The organism is Pedobacter segetis (assembly GCF_016623585.1).
GTDB classification, from domain to species: Bacteria; Bacteroidota; Bacteroidia; order Sphingobacteriales; family Sphingobacteriaceae; genus Pseudopedobacter; species Pseudopedobacter segetis.
This window is the reverse complement of the sequence record NZ_JAEHFY010000001.1, coordinates 196223-222215: the sequence shown is the minus strand read 5'-3', so window position 1 is coordinate 222215 and position 25993 is coordinate 196223. Positions and strand designations below refer to the sequence as shown.

The window sequence follows — 25993 nt, the reverse complement described above, 5'->3', positions numbered from 1 at the left end:
TTACCCGGCTGGCTAAACTGAATTTTATCAAAATGAGTTTCCATATAATTTGTCAACTTGTAAATGAGATGCTTATCCGCCAATTGGCAGACAGCATGACAATCGAATTATTTTGAGACCGCTTCTTCAAAAAATTATTTACTGGTTTTAGAAGCTTTTAAAGGTTCTGTAGAATCTCCAACTGGTTCTGGATGGATGTTTTCTGCGATGATACCTTGGTCGCCTCCTTCTTTACCGTTAACAAACTCATCATAAGTGGTGCGGTTATCAAACGGGCGCTTACCTAAAATCTCTTCTAAATCGCTTTGGTAAAGTATTTCCTTCTCTAAAAGTTTAACAGCTAAAGCCTCTAAACCTACTTTCTTCTCAATTAGCAATTCTTTGGTTTTTATATAGATATCACTAATTAAAACCCTTACCTCAGAATCTATCAATTCTGATGTTTTTTCAGAATATGGCTTATTAAAATTATACTCACTACCTTGATCGTTAAAAGATACATTACCTACTTTATCGCTCATGCCATAAACGGTAACCATGGCATAGGCCAGCTTTGTAATCCTTTCTAAATCGTTTTGTGCGCCGGTAGAAATCTTACCAAAAGTGATGTCTTCTGCAACTCTTCCACCCATTGTCATGCACATTCCGTCTGTAAGTTGCTCTGTGGTGTAAAGAAATTGTTCTTTAGGCAGGTATTGAGCATAACCTAAAGCTGCCACCCCTCTTGGAACTATGGAAACTTTAACCAATGGATCGGCGTGTTCTAAAAACCAACCCGCAATGGCATGTCCGGCTTCATGGTAAGCCACTATTTTTTTCTCTTCTGGCGATATGATCTTATTTTTCTTTTCTAAACCTCCGATCACACGATCCACCGCATCTTGGAAATCTTGCATATCAACCGCTTCTTTGTTTCTTCGGGCTGCAATTAAGGCCGCTTCGTTGCACACGTTGGCTATTTCTGCACCTGCAAAACCTGGCGTTTGTGCCGAGAGTTTTTTAGGATCTACCCCTTCTGCCAATTTTAATGGTTGCAAATGCACTTTAAAAATTTGCTCTCTACCAACTAGATCTGGTTTATCAATAGAGATTTGCCTATCAAAACGGCCCGGCCTTAACAAGGCAGAATCTAACACATCTGGGCGGTTTGTTGCCGCCATGATGATAATTCCAGAATCAGTACCGAAACCATCCATTTCTACCAATAATTGGTTCAAGGTATTTTCACGCTCATCATTACCGCCAACCATGCTGTTTTTACCTCTTGCCCTGCCTATGGCATCAATCTCATCTATGAAAATTATACATGGTGCTTTATCTTTTGCTTGTTTAAACAGATCCCTTACCCTTGATGCGCCAACACCTACAAACATCTCTACAAAATCTGACCCTGAAAGTGAAAAGAACGGAACTTGTGCCTCGCCTGCAACAGCTTTTGCCATTAGGGTTTTACCCGTACCGGGCGAACCCACCAACAACGCTCCCTTTGGTATTTTACCTCCTAAATTGGTGTATTTCTGTGGGTTTTTAAGAAAATCTACAATTTCCATAACCTCTTGCTTGGCCTCCTCTAAACCTGCCACATCGCTAAAAGTAATGCTAACTTGAGATTCTTTATCAAAAAGTGTTGCCTTTGATTTACCTATGTTAAATAACTGCCCGCCAGCACCACCGCCGGCACCACCGCCCATACGGCGCATAATAAATATCCAAACCACTACAAATATCCCAATGGGAACTATGAAGGACCAAAAAAGAGAGGAAAAGGGGCTTGTTCTAGACTCATAACTTAGCGGAACTTTTTGATCATCGGTAAAATCTTTTTGAGACTCTTTTAACCGGTTTTGTAAAGACTCGAAAGAACCGTCTGTAAAATAATACTGTGGGTTATTGCCGCTTAAAGAAAAGTTGTTACGATCCTTAAGGTCTTTATACTTATCTTCTGACAGCCTGTCCTTTTTAATGTAAACTTCTGCCACCACCAAGTCTTCTTGTTTATAGGCAATTAGCTTCTCAACGTCCCCTGCTTTCAACATCTCATTCTCAAACTTCTGGTAGGTTATCAAACGGGCGTTGTTGCTGCTCATGAAAAACTGAACCCCTAAAATTATCAAGATCACTATGCCGTAAACCCACATAATGTTAAACTTAGGGGGTTTTGGGATAATCTTCTTACCCTGAACTTTTTTTATTTGCTTTTTTTTATCTAAACTTTCTTTCATCTCGTTTCTTGTTTTGGCTTAATGCTAAGCGCTTTTATAGTATTCAAACTCGGCATCGCCCCATAAATCTTCTATGCCGTAATATGCCCTTTTATCTGTTCTAAAAATGTGTACTACTACATCAAAATAATCTAATAAGATCCATTCTGCGTGTTGCAAACCTTCTTTTTTGTAGGGTTCTTGGCCTAATGCCTTAAAAACTTCTTTCTCTACGCTATCGGCAATGGCCTTTATTTGGGTAGAAGACTCGGCATGACAGATAACAAAATAATCGGCAACAGAGCTATGAATGTTTCTTAAATCCAATCTCACTATATCGTTCCCCTTTATTTCTTGAATTCCGTGGATAATGGCTTCAGAAAGATTTGTGGATAGGTTTACATTTTTATTTTTTACCATCAAAAAGATTTAGTTTTGGGCTGTAATTTTAATTTTATTTAACACATTGCAAAATAACACATTTTTAACACTATTTGTTGGACAAACCATTGTAAAATTATCGGCGGTTAATTCTACCAATACTTATGTTAAAGATTTACTTTCAAATTCTAAGCCATTGCTAGAAGGTACTGTTATTATGGCAGACCATCAGTTTGCGGGCAGGGGGCAAAGCAATAACGTTTGGGAAAGCAAAGCTGGCGAAAATTTAACTTTTAGCATTTATTTAAGGCCTGTTTTTTTGGCCGTTAATCATCAATTTGAACTAAATAAAGCCATTTGCTTGGGTATTTTAGATGGTTTAATTCCCCTTTTGGGCGATGCCTGTAAAATTAAATGGCCCAATGATATTTATTATCACTATAAAAAGATTGGTGGCATCTTGATCGAAAATATTACAAAAGGTTATCAATTAAAAGAAAGTATTGTTGGCATTGGGCTAAACATCAACCAAAAGGAATTTGGAGAACTAAGCCACAGGGCAAGTTCTTTATCAAAAATCTTACATCAAAATTATGACTTAGCAGATTTATTAGCCCAAATTTGCAAAACGATAGAAAAACGCTATTTGCAACTAAAGGCCGGTAAATTAGATTTACTTAACGCTGATTATCTTTCACATCTTTTAAGGATAAACAAACCCGGGTTGTTTAAAATTGATGGGAAAGAAATAATAGCCACCATTAAAGATGTTGGTGCAAATGGGCATTTAAGGTTAATTATCGATAATGACATTAAGGAGTTTGATTTAAAAGAGCTAACATTCATATTTGATTGAGATGAAAAAAATATTTGCGCTGTGGGTTTTAATATTGACCGGTTTTTATGGGTTTTCACAAATTCTGAAGCCCGTTAAATGGTCATTTTCATCACAAAACATTAATACAAAGGAAGCTTATTTGATAGCTACCGCCAACATAGAAAACGGTTGGCATGTTTATTCATTAAATATCCCCGATGGAGGGCCCATTTCTACAAGTTTAACTTTTGTAAAATCAGCTGATTATAAGCTAGATGGTAAAACTACCGAAGCACCAAAACCAATATCAGCCTATGATAACAATTTTGGGATGCAAATATCTTGGCATGAAAACAAAGCTGTTTTTAAACAAAAAATCAAACTGAACAAACCAGAAACTACGGTTAAAGGCACTTTAGAGTTTATGGTTTGTAACGATAAGCAATGTTTACCACCAGAAGAAGTAGAATTTGCCATCAAAGTAAGCGCAAACCAGCCCGTAAATAGTTTGGCTTCCGCCGATGTTGGGAAACCTAAAGATGCAGAAACTAAAAAACCGGTAATTATTGTAGATAGTGTTGGCATCGGTAAAAAAGATACCAACTTAAATGCTGCCAAAACCCCGAAAATCAATATAGATTCTGCTCAATTAACCATTAAACCCATTGCCGATAAAACAAAAAAACAGAGTTTGTGGGCAATTTTTATTGCAGGATTTATAGGTGGCTTATTGGCTTTGATTATGCCCTGTATTTTCCCAATGCTACCTTTAACCGTCAGCTTTTTTACAAAAAAAGCAGATAGCAGGGCAAAAGCGATCTCTCATGCCTTTATCTATGGCCTATCTATAATTGTGATTTACGTGTTATTGGGTTTGGCAATAACCGTGTTTTTTGGATCGGATGCACTTAACAATTTAGCGAGTAACGGCGTATTTAATTTCTTGTTCTTTTTGCTTTTGGTTGTTTTTGCAATATCATTCTTTGGTGCTTTTGAAATTAACCTCCCTAATTCTTGGGCAAATAAAATGGATGAAAAATCTGATAAAGGCGGCTTAACAGGTCTGTTTTTTATGGCTTTTGCTTTAGCGTTGGTTTCTTTTTCTTGCACTGGCCCAATCATTGGAACCTTATTGGTACAAGCTGCTTCTATGGGCGAAAGAGTTGGCCCAGCAATTGGTATGTTTGGGTTTTCACTCGCTTTGGCTATTCCGTTTACGCTATTTGCAGCTTTTCCATCGCTACTGAAATCATTGCCGAAATCTGGAGGTTGGTTAAACAGTGTAAAAGTTGCTCTAGGATTTATAGAATTAGCTTTGGCCCTTAAATTTTTATCAAACGTAGATCTGGCCTACCACTGGGAATTATTGGATAGAGAAGTATTCTTGGTTTTGTGGATCGTGATATTCGCCATGCTCGGTTTTTATGTTTTAGGTAAGCTAAAGTTCTCTCATGATAGTGATCTGCCTTTTGTTACCATTCCGCGTCTTTTTATATCAATTATTGTTCTTGCATTTACTGTTTACATGATTCCCGGACTTTGGGGCGCACCTTTAAAAGCTATTAGTGCTTGGTTACCGCCACAAACCACCCAAGATTTTGATTTATATACTAATACCTTATCTTCGCCAAATATTGAGCAAGATACGGTAAAGAAAAAGTATGCAAGCTTATTTAAAGCCCCGCATAATTTAGACGCGTTCTTTGATTACGACCAAGGTTTGGCCTATGCAAAACAACAGAATAAGCCCGTTTTAATAGATTTTACAGGGCATAGTTGTGTAAATTGCAGAAAAATGGAAGCCTCTGTTTGGAGCGATAGGGAGGTTTTAAGAAGGCTACAAGAAGATTATGTTTTAATCTCTTTATATGTGGATGATAAAACCGAACTTCCGGAAAAAGAGCAATACGTTTCTAAATATTCTGGGAAAACCATTAAAACCTTGGGAAATAAATGGAGCGATTTTCAGGCGGCAACCTTTGCCACCAACTCGCAACCTTATTATGTGATAGTAAATAATACAAGTAAAGTTTTGGTACAGCCACAAGCTTTCAATTTAGATATAAAAAATTATATAAACTTTTTAGATAGCGGTTTAGCTGCTTATCGTAACAATAATAAATGAACAAAATAAGAAAAATAGGTGTTTTTACTTCTGGAGGAGATTCTCCGGGTATGAATGCTGCTATTAGGGCCGTTGTAAGAACAGCTATATTTTACAATATTGAGGTTTTAGGCATTAAAAGAGGGTATGAGGGGATGATAAACGGAGAGTTTATGGATATGGATAGGAAATCCGTAGCAAACATTATCCAAAGGGGAGGAACGATTTTAAAAACCGCCAGGAGCATGGCTTTTCTAACTCCGGAAGGAAGAAAAGAAGCCTATGACCAATTGAAAGGTGCAGAAATTGACGCATTAATTGCCATTGGCGGAGACGGTACATTTACCGGTGCAAAGGTTTTTGGCGAAGAATATGATTTCCCTATTTTAGGCTTGCCCGGCACCATTGATAACGATCTGTTTGGGACCGATTTTACCATTGGCTACGATACTTCTATCAACACCGTAACCGATGCAATAGATAAAATAAGAGATACCGCAGAATCTCACGATCGTTTATTTATTGTAGAAGTAATGGGTAGGGATTGCGGTTTAATTGCTTTGCGAAGTGGTATTGGCGTAGGTGCAGAATCTATCATGATCCCAGAAACCAAAACAGATATGGCCGCATTGATGCACCGTTTAGAAATCAGCCGTAAGGATAAATCATCAAAAATATTGATAGTTGCCGAAGGAGAAGGAGATTCTGGCGGTGCCTTTGAAATTGCCGACAAAATAAAACTGAAATTCCCTCAGTATGATACTCGGGTATCTATACTTGGGCATATACAAAGGGGCGGTAAGCCAACCTGTATGGACCGTGTTTTGGCAAGCAGGTTGGCGGTTGCGGCAGTAGAAAACCTTATGACGGGCAGAAAAGGAGAAATGGTGGGGTTGATACACGGAAAAATTGCCTTTACTCCCTTTGATCACGCCATTAAGCACCACGTAGAGATTAATAAAGATTTGCTAAAAATAGTTGAGATATTATCTTTATAAATATGGATTACAAAGGCATCAAAAACCATTTTACGCAAGCAAATTCTGTTTTAAAAACTTTTTTATCTGATGATGAAAACTTTAAAACCATAGAAAAAGCAGGGCATTTGATTGTTGGTGCACTTTTGAACGGCAACAAAGTTATCTCTTGTGGCAATGGTGGTTCTATGTGTGATGCCATGCACTTTGCAGAAGAACTTTCTGGCCGTTACAGAGAAGATAGAAGAGCAATGGCCGCTATCGCTATTTCTGATGTTTCCCATATTACCTGTACGGCAAATGATTATGGCTTTGATCGTGTCTTCTCTAGGTTTGTTGAAGGTTTAGGGAATAAAAACGATGTTTTATTTGCGATAAGCACCAGCGGAAATTCAGCAAATATCCTGAACGCTATAAAAGCAGCAAAGCAAAAGGGAATGAAAGTAATTGGTTTAACCGGTAAAGATGGTGGCGAAATGAAAAACCTTTGTGATATAGAAATTAGGGTTTCCCATACGGGTTATTCTGATAGGATAAAAGAAGTACACATTAAGATCATACATTCTCTGATAGATTTTATAGAAAATAAAATAAGCCCCGCAGATATTATCGATTAATTTTTTTGCCGGTAATCGCAAAATTCTATTAGCCATTATTTCGGTCCCAATTCTACATTAGCAATCATTGTTAAAAAAAATCAGTTCAAATTTTTGTTGAATCTGTGAGATAAAAAGTAACCCGAATGTTTTATCCAGCATAATCATCCTCAAAACATTCGCATCCATAAAGGGATTAAGAAAAACTATGCTCTGATTGGTAAAATCTAACGCCCATAACATTCGTGAAAATTAGTGCATTAGCGGATAAAACTTGCGAATTTTAACATTCCATCAATTTCAGATTTACGGCTTTAAACTTTTCAAGAATATTTTTACCGTATTTTGTGAAGTAATGGTGGTTTTTAAGCAGGTCGCAATTGAGTTGCTTCCACTCTTGATCGGTATATTTTTTATTCAAATAAATTTCCCATTCTTTCCTTAAAGATAGATGATGGCGCTCATAATCTGTTCTGGTAAAATGGAATAGATCTGCATCGCAAAGTATATCCTCTAAAATATTCTTTGGTTGTTGCGGATATTTTGTGGCCAATATGCAATCTGTAACCCTAAAAGTTAAATTGTTGGGAAAATTATTATTTTTTAAAAATTCTACGGCTATTCGGCAACTTTCATTTTCATGCCCTTTATAGGAAACGCTGTAGCCACAATCATGAAACCAAGCGGCAATGGTTAAGATTTCTGTTTCTTGGGTGTTCAAAAAACAATGGCTTTTTATTTCTTTTACAGCAAAAACAACCTCTTTGGTATGGCTGTAATTATGGAAGTAAAGCTTTGGGGATAAATTGTTTCTCAGGTGCTGGGAAACAAATTCTTCTACTTTATTTAACAAGGTTTTATCCACAGATATTTATAGGCTAATGCGTTTAAGTTTAACCCATAATTCTGAAGATATTTTGAAGTTAAAATAGCAGTAAACCAAAAACAAAGAAAGATGCCCTTTTGAGGCATCTTCTTTCCTATTCTCTAATTATTAAGAGAATTATTTTTTAAGCCCGATTTCTCTTAGCCGCTCATCTAAATACTCGCCCGCCGTAATGTCATCATAAGCTTTTGGATGCTCTGCATCAACACATAAATCTAAACAACTTAAATCCATGTTAGATTTTGGGTGCAAAAAGAAAGGAACAGAGTAACGGGAGGTTTTCATTAATTCCCTTGGTGGGTTTACCACCCTATGGGTGGTGGATCGCAATTTATTATTGGTTAAACGTTGCAGCATATCACCAACATTTACTACAATATCTTCTCCGTGTGCTTTTATGGCATACCACTCTCCTTGTTGTGTTAAAACCTCTAAGCCATCGGCACTTGCGCCAATTAATAAGGTAATTAAATTGATGTCTTCATGAGCGCCCGCCCTAACGGCATCCGGGGGTAAAGCATCTGGGTTTTCTATCGGGAAATAATGTATCCCTCTTAAAATAGAGTTGCCGTTATGCACCTTATCCTCAAAATAATTTTCTGGTAAGCCCAAATAAACAGAAATGGCATTTAAAATTTGTTTGCCCGCTTTTTCTAATTTTTTGTAAACTTCTTTTGTTACTTCGTTAAATCCCGGATATTCTTCTACCTCAACATTATCCGGGTATTCTTCTTTGATCACATCGCCATCTTCTACATATTGCCCGGTTTGCCAAAACTCTTTTAAGTCTGGTGTTTTAGAATCTTTTGCTTTTTCGCGGCCTTTTGAAGTATATCCTCGCTGCCCAGCCAACGCTACTTTTTCATATTTAAGTTTGGCCTCTTCTGGCAAAGAAAAGAAGTTTTGAACCTCTTTATAAAGCTTATTAATCAAATCTTTATCTAAACCATGGTTGGTAATAGTTACAAAACCGGTTTCATTAAAGGCTGTTCCAATATCATTAGAAAATTTTTCTTTTTGTGCGGCAGTTCCGTTCAAATAGTCGTTTAAATCTAAACGAGGGATATTTACATTAGAAGACATATCAAGATTGTTTAACAATCCTAAATGTAACCTATTTTTGTTGATAACTCCAAATCATAAATGATTGAAGCCCGTCAATTATCTGTATTTCAAAACTTTGCGTTATTAACAAATTAACTGCATAAATGTAGTGCCGTTAAAATTGCCCAACAAATATTTAGACGGTATTTGATATGAAAAATTTATATATTTGGCTTTTATTATAAAGGTGATGGTGTTCCACCTATTTAAACCGATCTTGGCCGTAAAGTTTGAGATATGATGACGCCTACCGATAAAATCTATATTTTTATTTGTGGGAATGTTACATAAAATCAAACAGTTAGAACACTATTCTATTTTTAAGTATTTAATTAAATGGCTCGTCATCTCCTTCCCGTTAGGTATTGCCATCGGCAGCATGGTTGCCCTATTTCTCTGGCTCTTAAATAGCGCTATCTTTTTTAGGTTCTCCCATACTTATCTTATATATTTCCTCCCCTTTGCGGGTATAGCTATTCATTTTATGTATAAGGCTTGGGGAAAATCATCAGAAAAGGGCAACAACCTCATAATGGATGAAATACATGAGCCGGGCGGCGGCGTACCTCCACAAATGGGCCCGCTAGTTTTAATTACTACGGTAATAACGCATTTATTTGGCGGATCGGCAGGTAGAGAGGGAACCGCGGTACAAATTGGTGGGAGCATGGCGCAACTTTTCGCCAAATGGTTTAACCTATCGCAAAAAGATGTAAAAGTTTTATTGATGGCAGGTATTGCTGCCGGCTTTGGTGCCGTTTTCGGAACTCCATTAACAGGCGCCATATTCGGGATAGAAGTCATCGCCTTGGGCAAATTAAAATATGATGCAATTATACCCTGCCTATTTGCGAGTATGATAGGGGATTTTACCGTAAATGCGTGGCAAATAAAACATATGGGTTACCATATAGATTTTATACAGGGAGAAAAATTTTTATTCTCTGGATATTTACATTGGGATTTATTACTGATCATAAAAATCATGATTGCCGCAGTAGCATTTGGGCTGGCCAGTTATATTTTTGCAGAGATGGTGCATAACATCAAGAATATATTTTTAAGATTTATTAAAGTTAAATGGCTAATCCCTTTTTTAGGTGGTATCATAATCATATTATTGTTTTTTTTGGTGGGTAAACCCGATTATCTGAGCTTAGGTGTAAATCCAGAATATCCAGGAAGCATCACTATTATCTCTTCTTTTACGCATGGCGGTGCCGATGCTTTAAGCTGGCTCTGGAAAACTGTTTTTACGGCCATTACTTTAGGGACGGGCTTTAAAGGAGGGGAGGTAACGCCCTTATTTTATATTGGATCTACCTTGGGCAATTCTTTAGCCATTTTAATGAATGCCCCTATCAGCTTGTTTGCCGCATTGGGTTTTATTGCCGTTTTTGCCGGTGCTACCAACACGCCTTTAGCCTGTACCGTTATGGGGGTTGAGCTTTTTGGCGGGCAGTATATCCTATATTTTGCCCTTGCTTGTTTTATCGCTTATTTTTTTAGCGGGCATTCTGGCATTTACAGTTCACAAAGAATAGGTATTCCTAAGAGTGAGGAAAGCAGGTATGCGAATGAAGACACCTTAAAAGATGTTCAGGAGATAAGGGATGGTTACATTGCTTCAAAACTGGGCAAGTATCGGTTTTAAGATTAGTTTTACAAAAAAACCTCTTCAAAAATCAAATCATCTACCTCGGTTTATCAATATTGCAACAGGGGAAGGGGGTTATCATCCCGCCAAAACGGTCAAGATCAATCTCTAATTGTTTTAATTTGAAATTGGTCTTTAGGTTCTGTTGTTAGCAACAAAAAAAACTCCCCCTCAAAAACCTCGAAGGGGAGCAAAAATTAATCAATTATCAAAATTTAGTTATTTCTTGAAGGCCTATTGCTTCTACCTGAACTTCCACCGCCATCTGAAGATCGTGATGGAGCAGAACGTTCTACACTTCTTGAAGGTTGGCTTCTCTCTACCCTACTTGGCCTACTTGAAGGTTCTGACCGAGAAGGTTGAGGACTTCTTGTTGGTTCTTGACTTTCTGTTCTAACAGGGGCTTCTGGCCTGTTTGAAGTAGGTCTTTCACTTCTAACGGGTTGGGCTCTTGAAGGGGAATCAGAACGATCGTTATTAGAAGCAGCGTCTGGTTTTATCACGTTATTATCTGCGCTCCTTTCTGGACGATTGCCCGAAGAGTTATTTGAATTCCCATTTACGCCGCTCCTTGCATTATCTGCGGCATCGCCACTTCTATAATTTGGGCTGTTATTATCTGCTCTACTTGGTCTAGATGAACTGCTAGCAATAGTTCTTGGTGCATCATTCTTATTGTCTCTACTAACATCTGGGCGATAAATATTTACCGTTCCCTTATCTACCCTAGAAGCTCCGGGGCGTGTATTATCTGCCATCCTGTAAATTGGGACATCTTGCCTTGTTGCGTTTCTAACTTCGTCTGGCCTTGGGCCGCTATAATATCTTACATTTCTGTTGGTGTAAATATTATTAATTATGGTGGTATTGTGTACGATATAGATATTTTGTCTCGGGTTCCAATACCTATTATAAGATGGATAGTAAATACATCTCTGTGGTATAAATACCCAATAATTATCAGGTATATAGTGTCTTCTACCAAAGTGTATATTGATACTGATCCTTGGTGCTAAAGGGGCCCAGCCATAATAGCCACCACCTGTTCTCCAAGTTACCCAAGCCGGCCCCCATTCTGTATCAGGCGCCCAAACCCATCCGTCATAATCATCATAAAACCATCTTCCGTAATGGAAAGGAGCCCATCCCCAATCATAGTTAGAAACCCAGGTATTGCCATATTCTGTCATTACCCAATGTCCGTTGGTATAATAAGGTTTAAAATCCCTGCCTGCGTTAGGTCGCCAAACGTAGCCATAATCTGGGTTGTTAACCCATTCTCCATAAGGTGATAATTGATCATAAAAAACTTGTAGAGAAATGTCTCCCCCAGTTTTTGCCTCTACTTTGTTAAGGCTAAAGCCTAGCAATAAAATTATTATTCCAAAAGCCGTTGTTATTTTTTTTATGCTGCTGCTCATGATTGTTTTGTTTAATTTTATATACGGTTATTTAACGCTTCAAAACTTAAAATAATACCTTTAATATTTTTTATGACGCTCATTTAGCAAAATACTGTTCGGCTAAATTTGTCAAATAAAATTTTAAGTGTTGATATAAGAACAAAAACCAATATTTAATATAGGTTATAATGATAAGACGATAATAATTTTTAAAAGGTGTCAAATAATTTAAAAATTCCTTTTGGGCGCTCTAACAGCCTTCCATTTCTGTGATTAGAGCAAAATCTAATCCCAATAAATTTATAACTCCCCTTTTGCATAAATTAATTGCTCGTTTTATGTTTAAAATCTTAAATAAGATTATCCAATAAATGACCAAAAACCTAATTAAAACCAATTAAATATTTACTAATAGAGTTCTTAAAAAAGAAATGGTTTAATTTGTAACATGGCAAAAGGCACACTTTATTTAATCCCGGTGGTAATGGCAGAAGGGGCAGAGGCAAAATCTTTAACCCCTTTTTTAAGCGAAACCATCAACGAAATCAAAGAATATATTGTAGAAAACGAAAAAACCGCTAGGCGTTGTTTAAAGTTTGCCGGTTTACAAATACCACAGAGCGGACTGATCATCCATGATTATGGCAAACATGAACGCGGGTTTAGTTTAAAACCTTATTTTGAAGGATTAGAAAGAGGAGAAAATGTTGGGCTGATGAGCGAGGCGGGCTGCCCCGGCGTGGCAGACCCAGGGGCAGATATTGTTTCTGAAGCGCACAGGAGGGGGATAAAGGTGGTGCCTTTGGTTGGGCCAAGTTCTATTCTTTTAGCGCTAATGGCTTCTGGTTTTAACGGACAGTCTTTTGCGTTCCATGGGTATATCCCGATTGACAAAGCAGACAGGGTTAAAAGGATAAGGGATTTAGAGGGTTTTTCTGAACGATTTAAACAAACCCAGATTTTTATAGAAACACCCTTTAGAAACAATCCTTTGTTTAAAGATATAGTTGCAAGCTGTAGCAACCAAACTAAACTTTGCGTGGCGTGTAACCTTACCGCAAAAGATGAGTTTGTGCAAACAAAAACCATAGCCGAGTGGAAAGCCGAAAAAATAGATTTACATAAAAAGCCAACTATCTTTCTGTTGCAAAAGACCAGATGATCATCCCCTCTTCATCAGAAATTTTAATTGATGGGATTAGTGTGCAGAGTCTCGCTTTTGCGGTTATTTTATCTGCAAATGGTGCTAAGGTTTTAATGGTTGATGAGCAAAACGGGTTTGAACTCCCTTGTAAATTCACTGTTTTAGATGATTACTGTTTAGCTTTTTTAACAGAAAGCGGATTTGAATTTTCTAGTGATGAGCTAAGGGAAAAACAGATCGATTTACAAAAGTTTATAGCACAAGCTTTAAAATTGCTCGCTAAAAACTTGTGCAACGTAATTTGGGAAGGTAAGATAATTAGGAAGAGCGAAACAGTTTGCAGTATTTCAAACAATGGAAATATTGCCCAACACACAACCAGTTATATCTTAAAACAAGAAATATTTCAATCGCACATAGATTTAATCGATATTAGACTTTCGATATTATTAGCATGGCGATTAATTGGGATATATACTACTCATTCTTTACAAAAGAAAATAATAGACAGCTATAAAAAAGAAGCAGGGCTTTTAAAAACCCAATATCATCTAAAAAATCCAACATCAAAAAGAAATATCTTACAAAAATGGTTTGGTAATTTGTTTTTCAATAGCGGTGGTTTTAATTTGATAGATAGCAAAACTTCTTTACACTTAAGCCAATATAGAAACATACAGGCCGGAGAGCTGTTACCCAATCTTTCTTTTTTTGATGAGCATAAAAAAACAAGCTCAAAGCTCTATGATTGGTGCAGTTACGGGCATTTTTCCGTGATTATTTTCGGGACGCTAAGTCAAACCAATCTCTATTATAACGCTCGTTGGCTAAAGCTTCATTATCCGGTACAGCTTTTTTATATGCCTTACAGCGAAAAAAACCAACCTGTATTTGATGCACTAAATATTAGAAACGGAGAGAAAAAAACATTGCTTATTCGCCCAGATAAATACATTGGCTTATTGCATGACGGGGTTGATATAGAGATAATCGATAATTACCTGCAAAATTTTATTTATATGAATCAGAAAGGCGAAAAAGCTTTTCTTTAAGATTTATGCTCCTCATTATATTCTTCTTTAACCCTGCTCCTAAATCCAAAAATTAAACATAGGGCTATAAAAACAATATGGAAAATGGGTTTTGCGCCTAACCCGATATAATATCCTAATTTGTAATCCCCTCCATCAAAACGTTCTACTGATAAATGATTGTAGGCATTATTTAAGTAGGCTAGCAAAGTTGGTGGAACAAATACCCAATAAATAATATCGGCGATAGCCAAAATAATTAAAGCATAGGCTAAAATCCTTTTCTTATCCATTTCTATTTTGAGATTAGGTTCATAAATAATCTATAAGCTCCAGGAATTCCTGCCGGTAATTCCCTAAAGAAAACCAAGCCAGTATAAACAAATTTCCCTTTTCCGTAATTGGTGATCAATAAAGAGCCGTCAGATTCTTTTTCCCCGGTATCTTTCACGCCCAAGGGCTTTTCATAATGACCGTCTTCATTGGTTGTAAAATAAATACCTCGCTCTTGTATCCAGTTTTCAAAATCCGTTTCTGTAATTTTATTAGGGTAGTTTAACGCTTTGCTATCGGGTTTTATAAAGTTCACTTTCGCATTCTCCTCTGTAACCCTATCCCTAGAAACGGTAAAAGGATAAGGCCCAATCTGATCTAAAACTAAAGGACGGTTAACGTTATACTGCACCAAATAAGTTCCTCCGTCTTCTACATATTTCATCAGCTTTGCTTGCTCAAACTTTAACCTATCATTTACGTTATATGCCCTTATGCCAGCAATGATCGCATCGTATTTTGAGAGGTCGCCATTCATGATTTCATTTTCTGAAAGCATAGTTACGTTTAGCCCTATTTCTTTTAATGTTTGTGGCATCAAATCTCCCGCACCTTCTATATATCCAATATTTTTGGCGGTGGTTTTCATATCTAATTTTACCAATTTGGCTTTCGCCGATGGAAAATACGTGATGGTTGGGATATGCTCATAATCAATGACTTTGATCCCTTTATCGAATTTTTTACCGCCAATTATAACGGTTGCCTTTAAATCTCCATTTTGGGCATTTGATTGGGCAGATATTTTAAATGCCAAATCCAATTCCTCGCCATATTTCTTCAAATCAAAACCTGTTTTGGCTGGCGAAACTATCCATCCTTTAGGAAATTCTAATGATAAAGTTCCTGTTGCATTATCTTTAAAAGCTTTTAATTTGATGTGGATATCCTTGCTGCCCTCATTATTAAAAATGAACGCTTTGGCGTTTAAGGTTGCTGTTACGGGCGGTGTAATTGCCAAAGGTTGGTAAACCTCGCCCCTTACTTGATCGGTATATTTATAAACTATTGGCCGTGTAAAAGGTATTTCAACACCATCAATGGTAACCGTAAAATCTATGCTAGATGCGGGCTTTCCATCTGGGAACATCAAATTGCTTTGCTTCCCAATTTTGTACATCCCAACATCGTGATCTTCTTTTAACCAGTAAGGTTGGCTAATTTCTTTGGCCGTTTGGGTACCATTAATGCTTTGCATCTTATTGGCATTTAATGTAACCGGTTGTTGGTTTAAACTTGAAGCTATCACTACATTATCCATTTGGCTTATTGCATCAACACTTACCTTAAAAGGATTATCGACCGCAATTTGGGGCCGCTCTGCATAAGCCTCAAACCAAGTTCCGCTGCAGGCCAAAACCAAGTTTTTTACTTCGTTTGTTTTTTCAGCAACCAAGCTAGCGTTTGTTTTTATTTGCAGCAATTCTTGGTATAGTTTCAATAAACCACCAACGCTTTTTATAGGATTTAAAGCATCGTAATTTTGTTGGATATTGGCTATTTGTTCAGATACGGATTGGCCGTTTTTTATCTTGCTCCAATCTGTTGCTATCCCTTCCATCAAATCGGATTTTGGTAGCTTGCCTTTCCAAGCACTAAAATATTCTATAGAGCTGCCGCGTTGTTTGGCGCTGCCAAAGCCTTGGCTTTTATGGTTAGATCTACTTTCGGCGGCAATCTCTCCGTAACTCTCGCCTAGTAGCGGATTATATACCCCAACATCGATTTTTAGTTGATCGTTAGAAGTATTATCGTTACCGCCAAAATTATAGTTGTTCCAAAGAATACGTTTTGCTTGCCATACTTGTACTTCTTTTAATTGCTGAGGGAACATTTTAGGGTCTGCGGCAGCATCAAAAGCCTCTTGCGCTAAAATGGAAGAAGCTGCATGGTGCCCATGACCGGCCCTGGCATCAGGCGGGAAACGGGTAATGATTACATCTGGCCTAAATTTTCTGATGATGTAAACCACATCTGAAAGAATAGAATCCTTGTTCCAGATTTTAAAAGTTTCTTCTGGTGTTTTTGAATAGCCAAAATCATTTGCCCTGGTAAAAAATTGCAAAGCACCATCGTTTTTACGAGCAGCTAAAAGTTCTTGGGTTCTTATCAAACCCAGGTCTTCGCCCTGCTCGTTGCCAATTAAATTCTGGCCTCCATCGCCACGCGTTAATGCCAGGTAACCTGTTTTATAGTTTTTTTCTTTAGAGAGGTATGCTAGCAACCTAGTGTTTTCATCATCAGGATGGGCGGCTATGTAGAGTACGCTCCCGGTAACATTAAGCTTTTTTATCCCCAACAAAATTTCACTAGAGTTAAGTTGAGGAGAAGTTTGTGCCGATAAAAATGTTGTGGTTATTAAAAAAAAGAAAAGGGCTATCTTAAATTTCATTTGCTGGGTTTTAATCATCAGCAATTTAGCAAAGTATTTTTTGCTTGTGGGGAATAGAATAAAAAAATTACTTTCTTGTGTGTGCTAAATTCTTCAATATCTACTGTAAAAACTCTTGATTTTATAGGTTAGCTGATCATAAATGGGTTTTGTAAATTCTATGAACAAATCTTGAGGGGCAGGTGGATACCCTTCCCTTCTATTCAACAATATTTTATCGTTGTCGTTTAAGGCTCTTTCATCTCCTTTAAAAGTTCCCCAACTATCTTTCCAAACAAAGGTTCCGGGCATTTTTTCACGAGTGATAATTTTGCCGTTTATATCTTTGATTTGAAAATCGAGAAGGCCGCTAGAAGTAACCGTTTTTTCAAAAGTGGTCAATTTACCTCTTGCGGTTGTGTAAACCGGTCTTTTTGCAGAGTCCTTAGTTACTCCAATTTTAATGCTGTCTCTCTTAATATCTTCAATGCGCTCTTTAACATAGGTTTGCCCAACAATAAAATCATCAAAATTTAAACTCAAGACTTGATCAAACCTAAATTTTGATGTTTGCGCCTCTTGTGGCGTATAAAATTTCACAAAGCTTTTGCGTTCGTAATTTTGCATAAACTCGTAAATTTTATCTTGGAAATATTGGTTGCTTAACTTATATAATCTAGAATTAACCTGAACAGGTTCCACAACAACCCTAAGTAAAGCGGTATAGTAAGCGCTATCCATCATGCTTTGTGCATCTTTAAAATCTGGGTATAACTGTTCTGCCTTTTCAAAATCGAAATAAGCATTCTTCGCATCCAAGCGATCTTTCTTCAACAATAATTTACTCCCATTATTATATCTCGCTTCGGCAGCATAGTATTTAGCATCAGAGGTTTCTGCTATAAATTTCTGAGGTTCTGGCACAGCCTCCATACAAACAGGGCAATCGCCAACGGCATTAGCCAAAGAATTGATGCTTTGATACTCATTTAAAATCCCTTCCCATTTAAAAACATCATCAGTTAGTTTTATATCTGCAACCCTGGCTAAATGCCTCTTTAAAGCATAATCATATCCTTTTGCCAAGGTCTCTTTGGCCTTTGCTTTATTAGGGTTGCTTTTTAAACGATTGATGGCGGTATAAACGGCTTTATCATAATCGCCGTTTTGCAATGCTTTTTTACCGCTGCTACAAGAAACCAAAATCGAGGTGATCAATCCAATTAAGGGCACCTTAAAAATATTGCTGTTCATGTTTGTTTAGTTTGATGTATAAAGACGAGTTAAAGATACAATAGGTTACAACAACCCGTATATATAAATTGAAACTCGAAAACTATTACACTATATTTATTATCAAATATATTTAGAAAAATTTTTCAAATGCACATTTCCTATAAACCTTATCAACTACAATTAAAATATCCTTTTACCATTGCCAAGTTTTCTAGAACGGCAACACCAATTATGTTATTAGAAATTGAGCATGAAGGGAAGATTGGCTTAGGGGAAGCATCCATGGTTCCGTATATGGGAGAAAGCGTTGAAACGGCAATCGGTTTTCTCCAAAAAATAGATCTGTCCCGGTTTTCATTTCCATTTAACATGGAAGAAGTTATTGCCTATCTGGATGATGTTTCTCTGGGCTTACCCGCAATTAAAGCCGCAATAGACATTGCACTACATGATCTAATGGGCAAAATCTTAGAAAAACCTTGTTATGAAATGTTTGGGTCTTCGCCCGATTTGATGCCGCAAACTTGTTTTACCATAGGTATCGATACGCCGGAAATCATCATAAAAAAAGTAAAAGACGCTTTAGCCGATGACTTTAAGCTCATTAAAATAAAATTAGGCCGTGATAGCGATAAGCTATTGATAGATACCATTAGATCGGTTACCGATTTACCTTTATATGTAGATGCAAACCAAGGCTGGACAGATAAAAACCGAGCTTTAGAAATGGCCCATTGGCTAAAGGAGCAAGGTGTATTGTTAATTGAGCAGCCTATGGCAAAAGCAGCTATTGATGCAAACGCATGGCTTACAGAACGCTCGCCAATTCCCATTATTGGCGATGAAGCCGTACAGCGTTTTGCCGACTTAGCAAAAGCGAAAGACGTTTATCATGGTATCAATATAAAATTGATGAAATCTGCAGGAATGTTTGAAGCCGCTAAGATGATACAACAAGCAAAGAAGAACAACCTTAAGATATTGATGGGTTGTATGAGCGAAACCAGTGTGGCAACTTTGGCGGGGGCAGCTTTAGCACCGCTTTGTGATTGGGCAGATCTAGATGGCCCATTTCTTACCATTAACAATCCCTATAAAAAACCCGGATTTAAAAACGGGAAATACATTCTTAACCAGCGAGCAGGTTTGGGCGTTCAATTAAAATAATATTAATTATTACTAGAAAATTGCCTTATTTTTTATCATTAATTTAATTTATAACCAAGGTTTTAAATCCCTTAAAGTTTAACTTTGCGTTAATTAAATAATGTGCATGGTTTTTGTTAAACTTTTATCTCACAGCATTTACAAATGAAGGATCAAGTAAGAGTACGTTTTGCCCCAAGCCCAACTGGCGGTTTACATATTGGCGGTGTAAGAACAATTTTGTTCAATTACCTGTTTGCAAAACAAAATAAAGGGAAATTTATTTTAAGGATAGAAGATACAGACCAAACGCGTTTTGTAGAAGGCGCAGAAGATTATATTTTTTCTTGTTTAGAATGGTGCGGCATTAAGGCCGATGAAAGCCCGAGGGATGGCGGCGAATATGGCCCTTATCGCCAAAGTGAAAGAAAACCCATCTATCGCAAATATGCCGAGCAATTAGTAAAAAGCGGCCATGCTTATTATGCTTTTGATACTTCTGAAGAACTAGAATCTAAGAGGCAAGTAACAGAGAATTTTAGGTACGATCATCATTCTAGGCATACCTTAAGAAATTCACTAACCATTCCGCATGAGGCAGCAGAAAGCCTGGTTAAAGAAGGTGCCCCACACGTGATCCGCATTAAAATGCCCAAAGACGAGAACATTACCTTCACAGATATGATCCGCGGCGATATTAGTTTTCACAGCAGCGAAGTTGACGATAAGGTTTTGCTTAAGGCCGATGGTATGCCAACCTACCATTTAGCGGTTGTTGTTGATGATTATTTGATGAAGATCACACACGCTTTTAGGGGCGAGGAATGGTTGCCCTCTGCACCCGTACACTTGTTGCTCTGGAAATACCTTGGTTGGGGAAATGAGATGCCGCAATGGGCACATATGCCACTCATACTTAAACCCAACGGAAATGGTAAGCTAAGCAAACGTGATGGCGAAAAATTGGGTTTCCCGGTATATCCCATCAACTGGTACGATAATAAAAGGGACGTAAAATCTAACGGGTTTAAAGATGTTGGCTTTTTGCCAGAGGGTTTTATCAATATGTTGGCCATGTTGGGCTGGAACGACGGGACCGATCAAGAGCTTTTTAGCCTAGAAGACCTGATAGAAAAATTCTCTTTAGATAGGATACATAAAGCGGGTGCTAAATTTGATTATGATAAAGCCAAATGGTACAATGCCGAATGGATCAAAAGGCGCAAAACCGATGATTTGTTAATGCCCGTGAAAGACATCTTGAATTACCATGGTATCCATAACATTGATGATGGATATTTGGCCAAGGTAATTGATATGGTTAAAGAACGCTGTCAATTATTGAGCGAATTTCACCAACAGGCTTTTTTCTTCTTTGAAGCCCCAGAAAAGTACGATACCAACTCGGTAAAACCAAAATGGACACCAGAAAAAGAAACTTTTTTTAAGGCTTTCGCCGATGAATTGCAAAAAGGCAAGATAAACGAGAGCGCAAAAATGGAATCGAGCTTCAAAAGCTTAGCCTCAGAAAAAAACATAAAGGTTGGCGAGGTAATGTTACCCTTTAGGATAATGTTGGTTGGGGATAAATTTGGCCCCCAGGTATTTGATATAGCTGCAACCCTTGGTGCAGAAGAAACGATAAACAGAATAAATAAAGCTTTAGAAGTTTTTGTTGATTAAGTTTTCTAGAATTACAAAGCTTTGGCCTTAAACACTTGTTTAGGGCTTTTTTGTTGCTTTTAACTTACCAAAAGCTTGTAACCCCTGCCGTGTACATTAATGATTTCTACTTTTGGGTCTTCTTTTAAATACTTCCGCAGCTTACTTAAAAAAACATCCATACTACGGCCGTTAAAGTAATTATCATCATGCCAAATTTGCAGTAAAGCCTCTTCCCTGGTTAAAACATCGTTCATTTTTAAACAAAGCAAACGCAGCAATTCGGCTTCTTTGGTGCTAACCTTTTGCTGCTGATCACCCAAAGAGATTATTTGGTTATGGTAATCAAAATGGTAGTTCCCAATATCAAATTTTGTGGGTTTTTCTTCTACTGATTGGTCTTGCTGTGCCACTCTTTTTAACAAAGCGTTGATCCTAAGTAACAACTCTTCTATCCTAAAAGGTTTGGTAATATAATCATCTCCCCCAAGGTTATAAGCTTCGGTCTTATCTTCCATCATCCCTTTTGCGGTAGCAAAAATAATAGGGGTGTTTGGGTTTATCTTCCGGATGTCTTTGGCCAAACTAAAACCATCTTTTTTTGGCATCATTACATCTAAGATGCAAATATCATAACTATCAGAAGTAAAAGCCCTTAATCCTTCATCACCATCAACGCATAAAGAAACATCAAACTTTCCCTTTAGCACCAAGTAATCTTCTAAGAGCATGCCCAAATTTGGGTCGTCTTCTACCAATAATATTTTTTTGTTCATGATAATTAGTTTGTTAGGCTATTAAAAAGTTGAATTTAGTTCATTGGTTGAATTAGTTCATTAGGCTTGTAAAAAGTTGAATTTAGTTCATTGGTTGATTAGGCTCTAACCGGCCGCAAATTTTCTTCTAATATTTTTCTGACTACCGAATACAATTCCCATAACATAATTAACTGATTACCGATAAAGCCCTACGCCTGAAAAGCTTACGCCAATGTAAATTTTATTTCAAACTCAGAGCCCTTATCTTTCTCGCTTCTCACGTTTATGCTACCGTTCATTCTCTTAACCATATTGCTCACATAACTTAAGCCTAGCCCAAAGCCTTTAACATCGTGTAAATTCCCCGTTGGTATCCTATAAAATTGCTCAAAAATTTTCTTCTGCTGGTCCCTGTTCATCCCAATTCCCTTATCAGAAATTTTAACAATTATTTGATTTCCGATATTTTCTGTTGTAACGGTAATCTCTGGTTGGCCGGGGCTATACTTATTGGCGTTATCAATCAAATTGAAGATCACGTTGGATAGGTGTAGTTCGTCTGCCACAATGGTTGATCTTGGGGCGTTTAGGTAAAGGTTGATGTTTGCTTCTTTCTTCTGCAATTGCAAGCTCATGCTATCCACCACATTGGTAATAATATCGTTAACATCTTGATGTTCTTGCTCTAACTTAAGATCATCTTTATCTATTTTTGCAATATTTAAAACCCGTTCTATATGGTTGCCAAGCCTTATGTTTTCATCATAAATTATTCCGGCTAATTTGCTTACCCTGGCTTTATTATCATTAATCTCTGGGTCTTTTAAGGCTTCGCTAGCTATCATTATGGTTGCCACGGGCGTTTTAAACTCGTGGGTCATGTTGTTAATGAAATCGGTTTTCATCTCCGAGACCTTTTTCTGCCTCAGAATAGAAAGAATTGTGTAGATAAAACTGGCGGCCAATATCAATAATAAACCAGCAGAAGAAAACAATATGGTACCCATATTATTTAAGATCAATGTATTTTTTTGGGGGAAGGTAATGGTAAGGTAGCCCGCATCACGCACCAGGTCTTTTGCAAACAATAATGTTCTGTAAGTGTTCTCGGGTACAAATTTATCGTTGTTTAAAGAGGCTTTGGTAAAGATAACAGAATCGTCCTGTACGGAGCTTATTTTATAACTATAGTTTAGGTTGATGCCGTTATTTGCCAATTCTAGGGCTAATAAAGAATCTATTGTTTGCGGCTGTATTCTTTTTTCTAAAGGAACGTTAACCTGCTGCATCTCTGAAGCAATATCTTCAAAAACAGCACTTTTGTTACCGCTTTTCTCTACAGAATCTAAGTAGTTGTTTACCTTTTTTGCTTGGTTCTGGTTTTTTTGGGATGCCAATTTTAGCTCTGCTTCAGAAATACCGGTTAAAAAATTAGGTTTGGGTATTGTTTTTAAAACTGTACCCAAAACCGGGTCTTGTACCATGTATTTCCTTACGGTATCAACCACGGCGGCACCCCTTTTTACAATTTTTTTACCGCTTACAATTGGTGGGGTTTCTATAATTGATTGCCTTTGAATGGTATGCACAATGCCATAATCATCTACTATTTGATCCACATCTACTTTAAAGTTTACACTAAACGGAACGTTTTCTGCAATTACAGGCCCGTTGTAAACCATTCTGTAAGGATATTTTGTTCTAACCAAGCTGTCTCTAAGCCTAAAAACACTATCAGATTTCGCTTGGTTAGCCTCCATTCTTTTTACAAAGGCTATTATCTCGTTCTGTTGTTTTATTTTCTTCCGTTTTTTATAAAGATCTTCTATTTCTTTATCAGATTTGTGCAGGTTGCTTTTTAAGCTCTTTTCTTGGTTTCTTTGAAGCTCTTTATCGGCTTTTTGAGCCAAAAAAACCATGGCTTCTTTTTTCTCTAATTTTGTAGAAACATTTTTTAGCGCATTATTTACCGCCTGGTTAAATAATTGTGATTTTAAACCATAAGATTCTTTGATGAAATAGTATTGCATGGCCATAACGCCTAGTAAAGCGAAACTCATTAAAGCCATGATCAAAACAATACTTTTCTTTTTCATCCTAATTAGCAAATATAACGGGTAATAACCCTAAATAGCGTGGTTTAACACTTTTTAACATTCATTTAAACAGGTGCAATTATTATTTTATAGGCTCAGAAACATTTTTGAAAACCTTGTACAGCAAAAAAGGAGATTTTTTCAAATCTCCCTTTTGCCAATAAACATTTGGTTCATTATTTTTTCAGAACCTCTTCTATCGGCAAGCCTATATTGCCGCTAGGTTCCTGAATGTGCAACAGAGCGGCCAACGTTGGCGCAATATCTGCCATGCTGGTTTCGCGGTTTAGGGATCCGTGTTTAATTCCCCATCCCATAAAAACCAATGGAATATGGGTGTCGTAAGGATTCCAAGTGCCGTGTGTAGTGCCTGTTACCCCATATCCTTGAAAATATCCGGGTTTTAGTAAGATCTGTATCTCGCCGCTTCGTTCTCTATTATATCCATTTATTACACGTTGTTTTAAAGCTTCTGGAATAGAAGAGATGGCTATTTTTTTCATATCGATGGCATAGGCAACCCCTTCTTGATTTTCTAAATAATCTATACTGAATTTTTTGATGGCCTGTAAATCGAGGTTTTTCTCTTTGATCAATAAATTATTGAAGTTTACCTGATAGTTATTGAAGCTCAGCACTATTTTGGGTTGTTTAAATTCCTTTTCTAGCTGTGCATTAAGTCCTTTCAAAATGGTAGGGCCGGCCCATAGCCCAGCTGGTATTTCATGATCTATCAAAAATTGTGGATTATGTGCTGCGCCGTGATCTGCCGTTAAAAACAAAGTGTATTGGCCTTTACCAACCGTTAAATCCAAATAATTAAAAAATTCTGCTAAATCTTTGTCCAACCTCAAGTAGGTGTCTTCCGTTTCAACCGCATTAACGCCGTATTGATGCCCAACATAATCTGTTGATGATAAGCTTATGGCTAAAAAATCTGCTTGATCATGCTTGCCCATTTGCTCGTTAGCGATAGTTTCCTTGGCAAAATCTAAAGTTAGCGAGTTACCGTAAGGTGTAGCCCTAATTGCGCTAAAAGAGCCGTTTAGTAATTTGGAAGTTAAATGTGGGAAAACTGGCGCTGTTTCTCCTTTTGATTTTCCTTCATAAGGCGTGTTATCTGCGGTACTTTGTAAATAGGTATCTATGGGGTAAAGTGTGTTCCAATCTTGCTTCAAATATTTTTCTGCCAATTTTTTATCGTTAAAACCATTAACCCAAGTTGGTAATTGTTTCATATAAAAAGTGCTGGTGATCCAGTTGCCTGTTTCGTCATCAAACCAATAAGCAGCATCGGCAGCATGGCCAGCAGGTAAGATCCCGCCACGATCTTTTAAAGCAATACCTAATACTTTAGATCTAAAATTGGTTGCTAGCTTCAACTCATCTGTAATGGTACTTGCGTATAAATTTCTGGGCGACATTTCTCCGGCGTTAGAAGAACTTCCCACGGTTTTCACGGTTGGATCATCGGTACAATAAATAGATTTTCCTGTTGCTTGGATAATGAAATCGTTACCGGCAATACCCGTAATTGAAGGCACAGAGCCTGTGTAAATACCCGTATGCCCAGCCGCAGTAACAGTTGGTATATATGGCACTTGTGTGTTTTCACAAGTAAAACCTTCGTTTAACAATCTATTAAAACCCCCTGCCCCGTAACGGCCGGCATATCTATATAAATAATCCCATCGCATTTGATCTACCACAATACCTACCACCAATTTTGGCCTAGCCGGTTTATTGATGTTTTGAGGAGTGTTGGTTTTTGATTTTTGCGCTAACGAGGTTAGGGGAATTAATATTACCGCAAGAACCAGGGTTTTAATATATTTCATGTTATTATCTTTATAAGATGCTAATTTATGCTTTCTAGATGCTAATTATTGGCACTTAACTAAAATGTTATGATTAATAAACATTAATTTAATATCACAATGTGGTTTGCCCCGATTTTTTGTCTTTTTGCGCTTAATTATTGATTGGATATTTATCCTGCTGGTTTATTGTTCAATTGATCGCATTAACCTTTTCTACCGTAGGCAATGTGGTTAGCTCTTTTTAACGCTAGCCGAGGACACGAAACATCT

Annotated in this window: 20 protein-coding genes and 1 riboswitch; of the genes, 9 read left to right on the top strand and 11 right to left on the bottom strand. The window is 37.3% G+C overall.

Translation table 11 applies throughout. The features are described from left to right. Positions 1-134: 134 nt before the first annotated feature. Both ftsH and rsfS read right to left on the bottom strand, forming a co-directional pair. Positions 135-2222 carry an ATP-dependent zinc metalloprotease FtsH gene (gene ftsH / locus I5M32_RS00960; RefSeq protein WP_200584037.1) on the bottom strand — a complete coding sequence of 696 codons (2088 nt, stop codon included), beginning with the start codon at positions 2220-2222 and terminating at the stop codon, positions 135-137. A gap of 24 nt (positions 2223-2246) precedes the next feature. After that, positions 2247-2621 (bottom strand): ribosome silencing factor, encoded by a 375-nt coding sequence (gene rsfS / locus I5M32_RS00955; protein ID WP_200584035.1) that lies wholly within the window; start codon positions 2619-2621, stop codon positions 2247-2249. A gap of 46 nt (positions 2622-2667) precedes the next feature. Between rsfS and I5M32_RS00950 the strand changes: the two genes are divergently transcribed. The 4 genes from I5M32_RS00950 to lpcA are packed head-to-tail and all read left to right on the top strand — an operon-like array spanning position 2668 to position 7097. After that, positions 2668-3438: a biotin--[acetyl-CoA-carboxylase] ligase gene (locus I5M32_RS00950; protein WP_200584032.1), complete on the top strand. Its 771-nt coding sequence runs from the start codon at positions 2668-2670 to the stop codon at positions 3436-3438. A gap of 1 nt (position 3439) precedes the next feature. Further along, complete coding sequence (locus I5M32_RS00945; protein ID WP_200584029.1) at positions 3440-5524, top strand: protein-disulfide reductase DsbD family protein; 2085 nt, start codon at positions 3440-3442, stop codon at positions 5522-5524. Continuing rightward, on the top strand, positions 5521-6501 hold the full coding sequence (gene pfkA / locus I5M32_RS00940) for a 6-phosphofructokinase (RefSeq protein WP_200584026.1): 981 nt from the start codon (positions 5521-5523) through the stop codon (positions 6499-6501). Before I5M32_RS00945 ends, pfkA begins: the two co-directional genes overlap by 4 nt. Positions 6502-6503: 2 nt before the next feature. Beyond that, on the top strand, positions 6504-7097 hold the full coding sequence (lpcA, locus tag I5M32_RS00935) for a D-sedoheptulose 7-phosphate isomerase (protein ID WP_200584023.1): 594 nt from the start codon (positions 6504-6506) through the stop codon (positions 7095-7097). 262 nt (positions 7098-7359) lie between these two features. On the opposite strand, the gene I5M32_RS00930 is transcribed toward lpcA, so the two are convergent. Further along, positions 7360-7941 (bottom strand): HD domain-containing protein, encoded by a 582-nt coding sequence (locus tag I5M32_RS00930; RefSeq protein ID WP_200584020.1) that lies wholly within the window; start codon positions 7939-7941, stop codon positions 7360-7362. 138 nt (positions 7942-8079) lie between these two features. Then, entirely contained in the window at positions 8080-9045 is a 966-nt protein-coding gene (locus I5M32_RS00925) for an isopenicillin N synthase family dioxygenase (protein ID WP_200584017.1), read from the bottom strand. A 198-nt stretch (positions 9046-9243) separates the two neighbouring features. Further along, a riboswitch (Fluoride riboswitch) is annotated at positions 9244-9323 on the top strand. Positions 9324-9346: 23 nt separating this feature from the next. On the opposite strand from I5M32_RS00925, the gene I5M32_RS00920 reads away from it, so the two are divergent. Further along, on the top strand, positions 9347-10720 hold the full coding sequence (locus I5M32_RS00920) for a voltage-gated chloride channel family protein (protein ID WP_200584014.1): 1374 nt from the start codon (positions 9347-9349) through the stop codon (positions 10718-10720). A gap of 218 nt (positions 10721-10938) precedes the next feature. On the opposite strand, the gene I5M32_RS00915 is transcribed toward I5M32_RS00920, so the two are convergent. Next, positions 10939-12144: a DUF6600 domain-containing protein gene (locus I5M32_RS00915; protein ID WP_200584011.1), complete on the bottom strand. Its 1206-nt coding sequence runs from the start codon at positions 12142-12144 to the stop codon at positions 10939-10941. A 430-nt stretch (positions 12145-12574) separates the two neighbouring features. On the opposite strand from I5M32_RS00915, the gene I5M32_RS00910 reads away from it, so the two are divergent. After that, on the top strand, positions 12575-13288 hold the full coding sequence (locus I5M32_RS00910; protein WP_200584008.1) for an SAM-dependent methyltransferase: 714 nt from the start codon (positions 12575-12577) through the stop codon (positions 13286-13288). After that, positions 13285-14322, top strand: a complete 1038-nt coding sequence (locus I5M32_RS00905) for a hypothetical protein (RefSeq protein WP_200584005.1) — start codon at positions 13285-13287, stop codon at positions 14320-14322. The genes I5M32_RS00910 and I5M32_RS00905 overlap by 4 nt, the downstream gene beginning before the upstream one ends. Here I5M32_RS00905 and I5M32_RS00900 read toward each other — a convergent pair. From I5M32_RS00900 to I5M32_RS00890, 3 genes are all read right to left on the bottom strand, one after another. After that, positions 14319-14594, bottom strand: coding sequence for a hypothetical protein (locus tag I5M32_RS00900; RefSeq protein ID WP_200584002.1), 276 nt, complete (start codon positions 14592-14594; stop codon positions 14319-14321). The two genes, I5M32_RS00905 and I5M32_RS00900, sit on opposite strands and share 4 nt — an antisense overlap. Positions 14595-14596: 2 nt before the next feature. Continuing rightward, positions 14597-17026 carry a PIG-L family deacetylase gene (locus I5M32_RS00895; RefSeq protein WP_200583999.1) on the bottom strand — a complete coding sequence of 810 codons (2430 nt, stop codon included), beginning with the start codon at positions 17024-17026 and terminating at the stop codon, positions 14597-14599. A gap of 93 nt (positions 17027-17119) precedes the next feature. Next, positions 17120-18259, bottom strand: a complete 1140-nt coding sequence (locus tag I5M32_RS00890) for a hypothetical protein (protein WP_200583996.1) — start codon at positions 18257-18259, stop codon at positions 17120-17122. Positions 18260-18388: 129 nt separating this feature from the next. Here I5M32_RS00890 and I5M32_RS00885 point away from each other — a divergent pair, with 129 nt between their 5' ends. Together I5M32_RS00885 and gltX are read left to right on the top strand one after the other, a co-directional pair. Continuing rightward, complete coding sequence (locus I5M32_RS00885; RefSeq protein WP_200583993.1) at positions 18389-19408, top strand: dipeptide epimerase; 1020 nt, start codon at positions 18389-18391, stop codon at positions 19406-19408. 144 nt (positions 19409-19552) lie between these two features. Further along, on the top strand, positions 19553-21070 hold the full coding sequence (gene gltX, locus I5M32_RS00880) for a glutamate--tRNA ligase (RefSeq protein ID WP_200583990.1): 1518 nt from the start codon (positions 19553-19555) through the stop codon (positions 21068-21070). Between the two features lie 59 nt (positions 21071-21129). On the opposite strand, the gene I5M32_RS00875 is transcribed toward gltX, so the two are convergent. The 3 genes from I5M32_RS00875 to pafA all read right to left on the bottom strand — a co-directional run bounded on the left by I5M32_RS00875 (position 21130) and on the right by pafA (position 25741). Next, a complete protein-coding gene (locus I5M32_RS00875; protein ID WP_200583987.1) occupies positions 21130-21825 on the bottom strand; it encodes a response regulator transcription factor in 696 nt (231 codons plus the stop codon). Between the two features lie 206 nt (positions 21826-22031). Continuing rightward, complete coding sequence (locus tag I5M32_RS00870; protein WP_234461821.1) at positions 22032-23903, bottom strand: sensor histidine kinase; 1872 nt, start codon at positions 23901-23903, stop codon at positions 22032-22034. Positions 23904-24079: 176 nt separating this feature from the next. After that, the gene (pafA, locus tag I5M32_RS00865) at positions 24080-25741 is read right to left on the bottom strand and encodes an alkaline phosphatase PafA (RefSeq protein WP_200583984.1); all 1662 of its coding nucleotides are present in this window, start codon (positions 25739-25741) and stop codon (positions 24080-24082) included. Between the last annotated feature and the right edge of the window lie 252 nt (positions 25742-25993).

Coding starts and splice junctions, on each gene's coding strand:
- pfkA (WP_200584026.1), top strand. CDS start 5,521: ATGAACAAAATAAGAAAAATAGGTGTTTTTACTTCTGGAGGAGATTCT.
- I5M32_RS00915 (WP_200584011.1), bottom strand. CDS start 12,144: ATGAGCAGCAGCATAAAAAAAATAACAACGGCTTTTGGAATAATAATT.
- I5M32_RS00875 (WP_200583987.1), bottom strand. CDS start 21,825: ATGAACAAAAAAATATTATTGGTAGAAGACGACCCAAATTTGGGCATG.
- rsfS (WP_200584035.1), bottom strand. CDS start 2,621: ATGGTAAAAAATAAAAATGTAAACCTATCCACAAATCTTTCTGAAGCC.
- gltX (WP_200583990.1), top strand. CDS start 19,553: ATGAAGGATCAAGTAAGAGTACGTTTTGCCCCAAGCCCAACTGGCGGT.
- I5M32_RS00920 (WP_200584014.1), top strand. CDS start 9,347: ATGTTACATAAAATCAAACAGTTAGAACACTATTCTATTTTTAAGTAT.
- I5M32_RS00945 (WP_200584029.1), top strand. CDS start 3,440: ATGAAAAAAATATTTGCGCTGTGGGTTTTAATATTGACCGGTTTTTAT.
- I5M32_RS00895 (WP_200583999.1), bottom strand. CDS start 17,026: ATGAAATTTAAGATAGCCCTTTTCTTTTTTTTAATAACCACAACATTT.
- pafA (WP_200583984.1), bottom strand. CDS start 25,741: ATGAAATATATTAAAACCCTGGTTCTTGCGGTAATATTAATTCCCCTA.
- lpcA (WP_200584023.1), top strand. CDS start 6,504: ATGGATTACAAAGGCATCAAAAACCATTTTACGCAAGCAAATTCTGTT.
- I5M32_RS00910 (WP_200584008.1), top strand. CDS start 12,575: ATGGCAAAAGGCACACTTTATTTAATCCCGGTGGTAATGGCAGAAGGG.
- I5M32_RS00900 (WP_200584002.1), bottom strand. CDS start 14,594: ATGGATAAGAAAAGGATTTTAGCCTATGCTTTAATTATTTTGGCTATC.
- I5M32_RS00885 (WP_200583993.1), top strand. CDS start 18,389: ATGCACATTTCCTATAAACCTTATCAACTACAATTAAAATATCCTTTT.
- I5M32_RS00890 (WP_200583996.1), bottom strand. CDS start 18,259: ATGAACAGCAATATTTTTAAGGTGCCCTTAATTGGATTGATCACCTCG.
- I5M32_RS00905 (WP_200584005.1), top strand. CDS start 13,285: ATGATCATCCCCTCTTCATCAGAAATTTTAATTGATGGGATTAGTGTG.
- I5M32_RS00870 (WP_234461821.1), bottom strand. CDS start 23,903: ATGAAAAAGAAAAGTATTGTTTTGATCATGGCTTTAATGAGTTTCGCT.
- ftsH (WP_200584037.1), bottom strand. CDS start 2,222: ATGAAAGAAAGTTTAGATAAAAAAAAGCAAATAAAAAAAGTTCAGGGT.
- I5M32_RS00925 (WP_200584017.1), bottom strand. CDS start 9,045: ATGTCTTCTAATGTAAATATCCCTCGTTTAGATTTAAACGACTATTTG.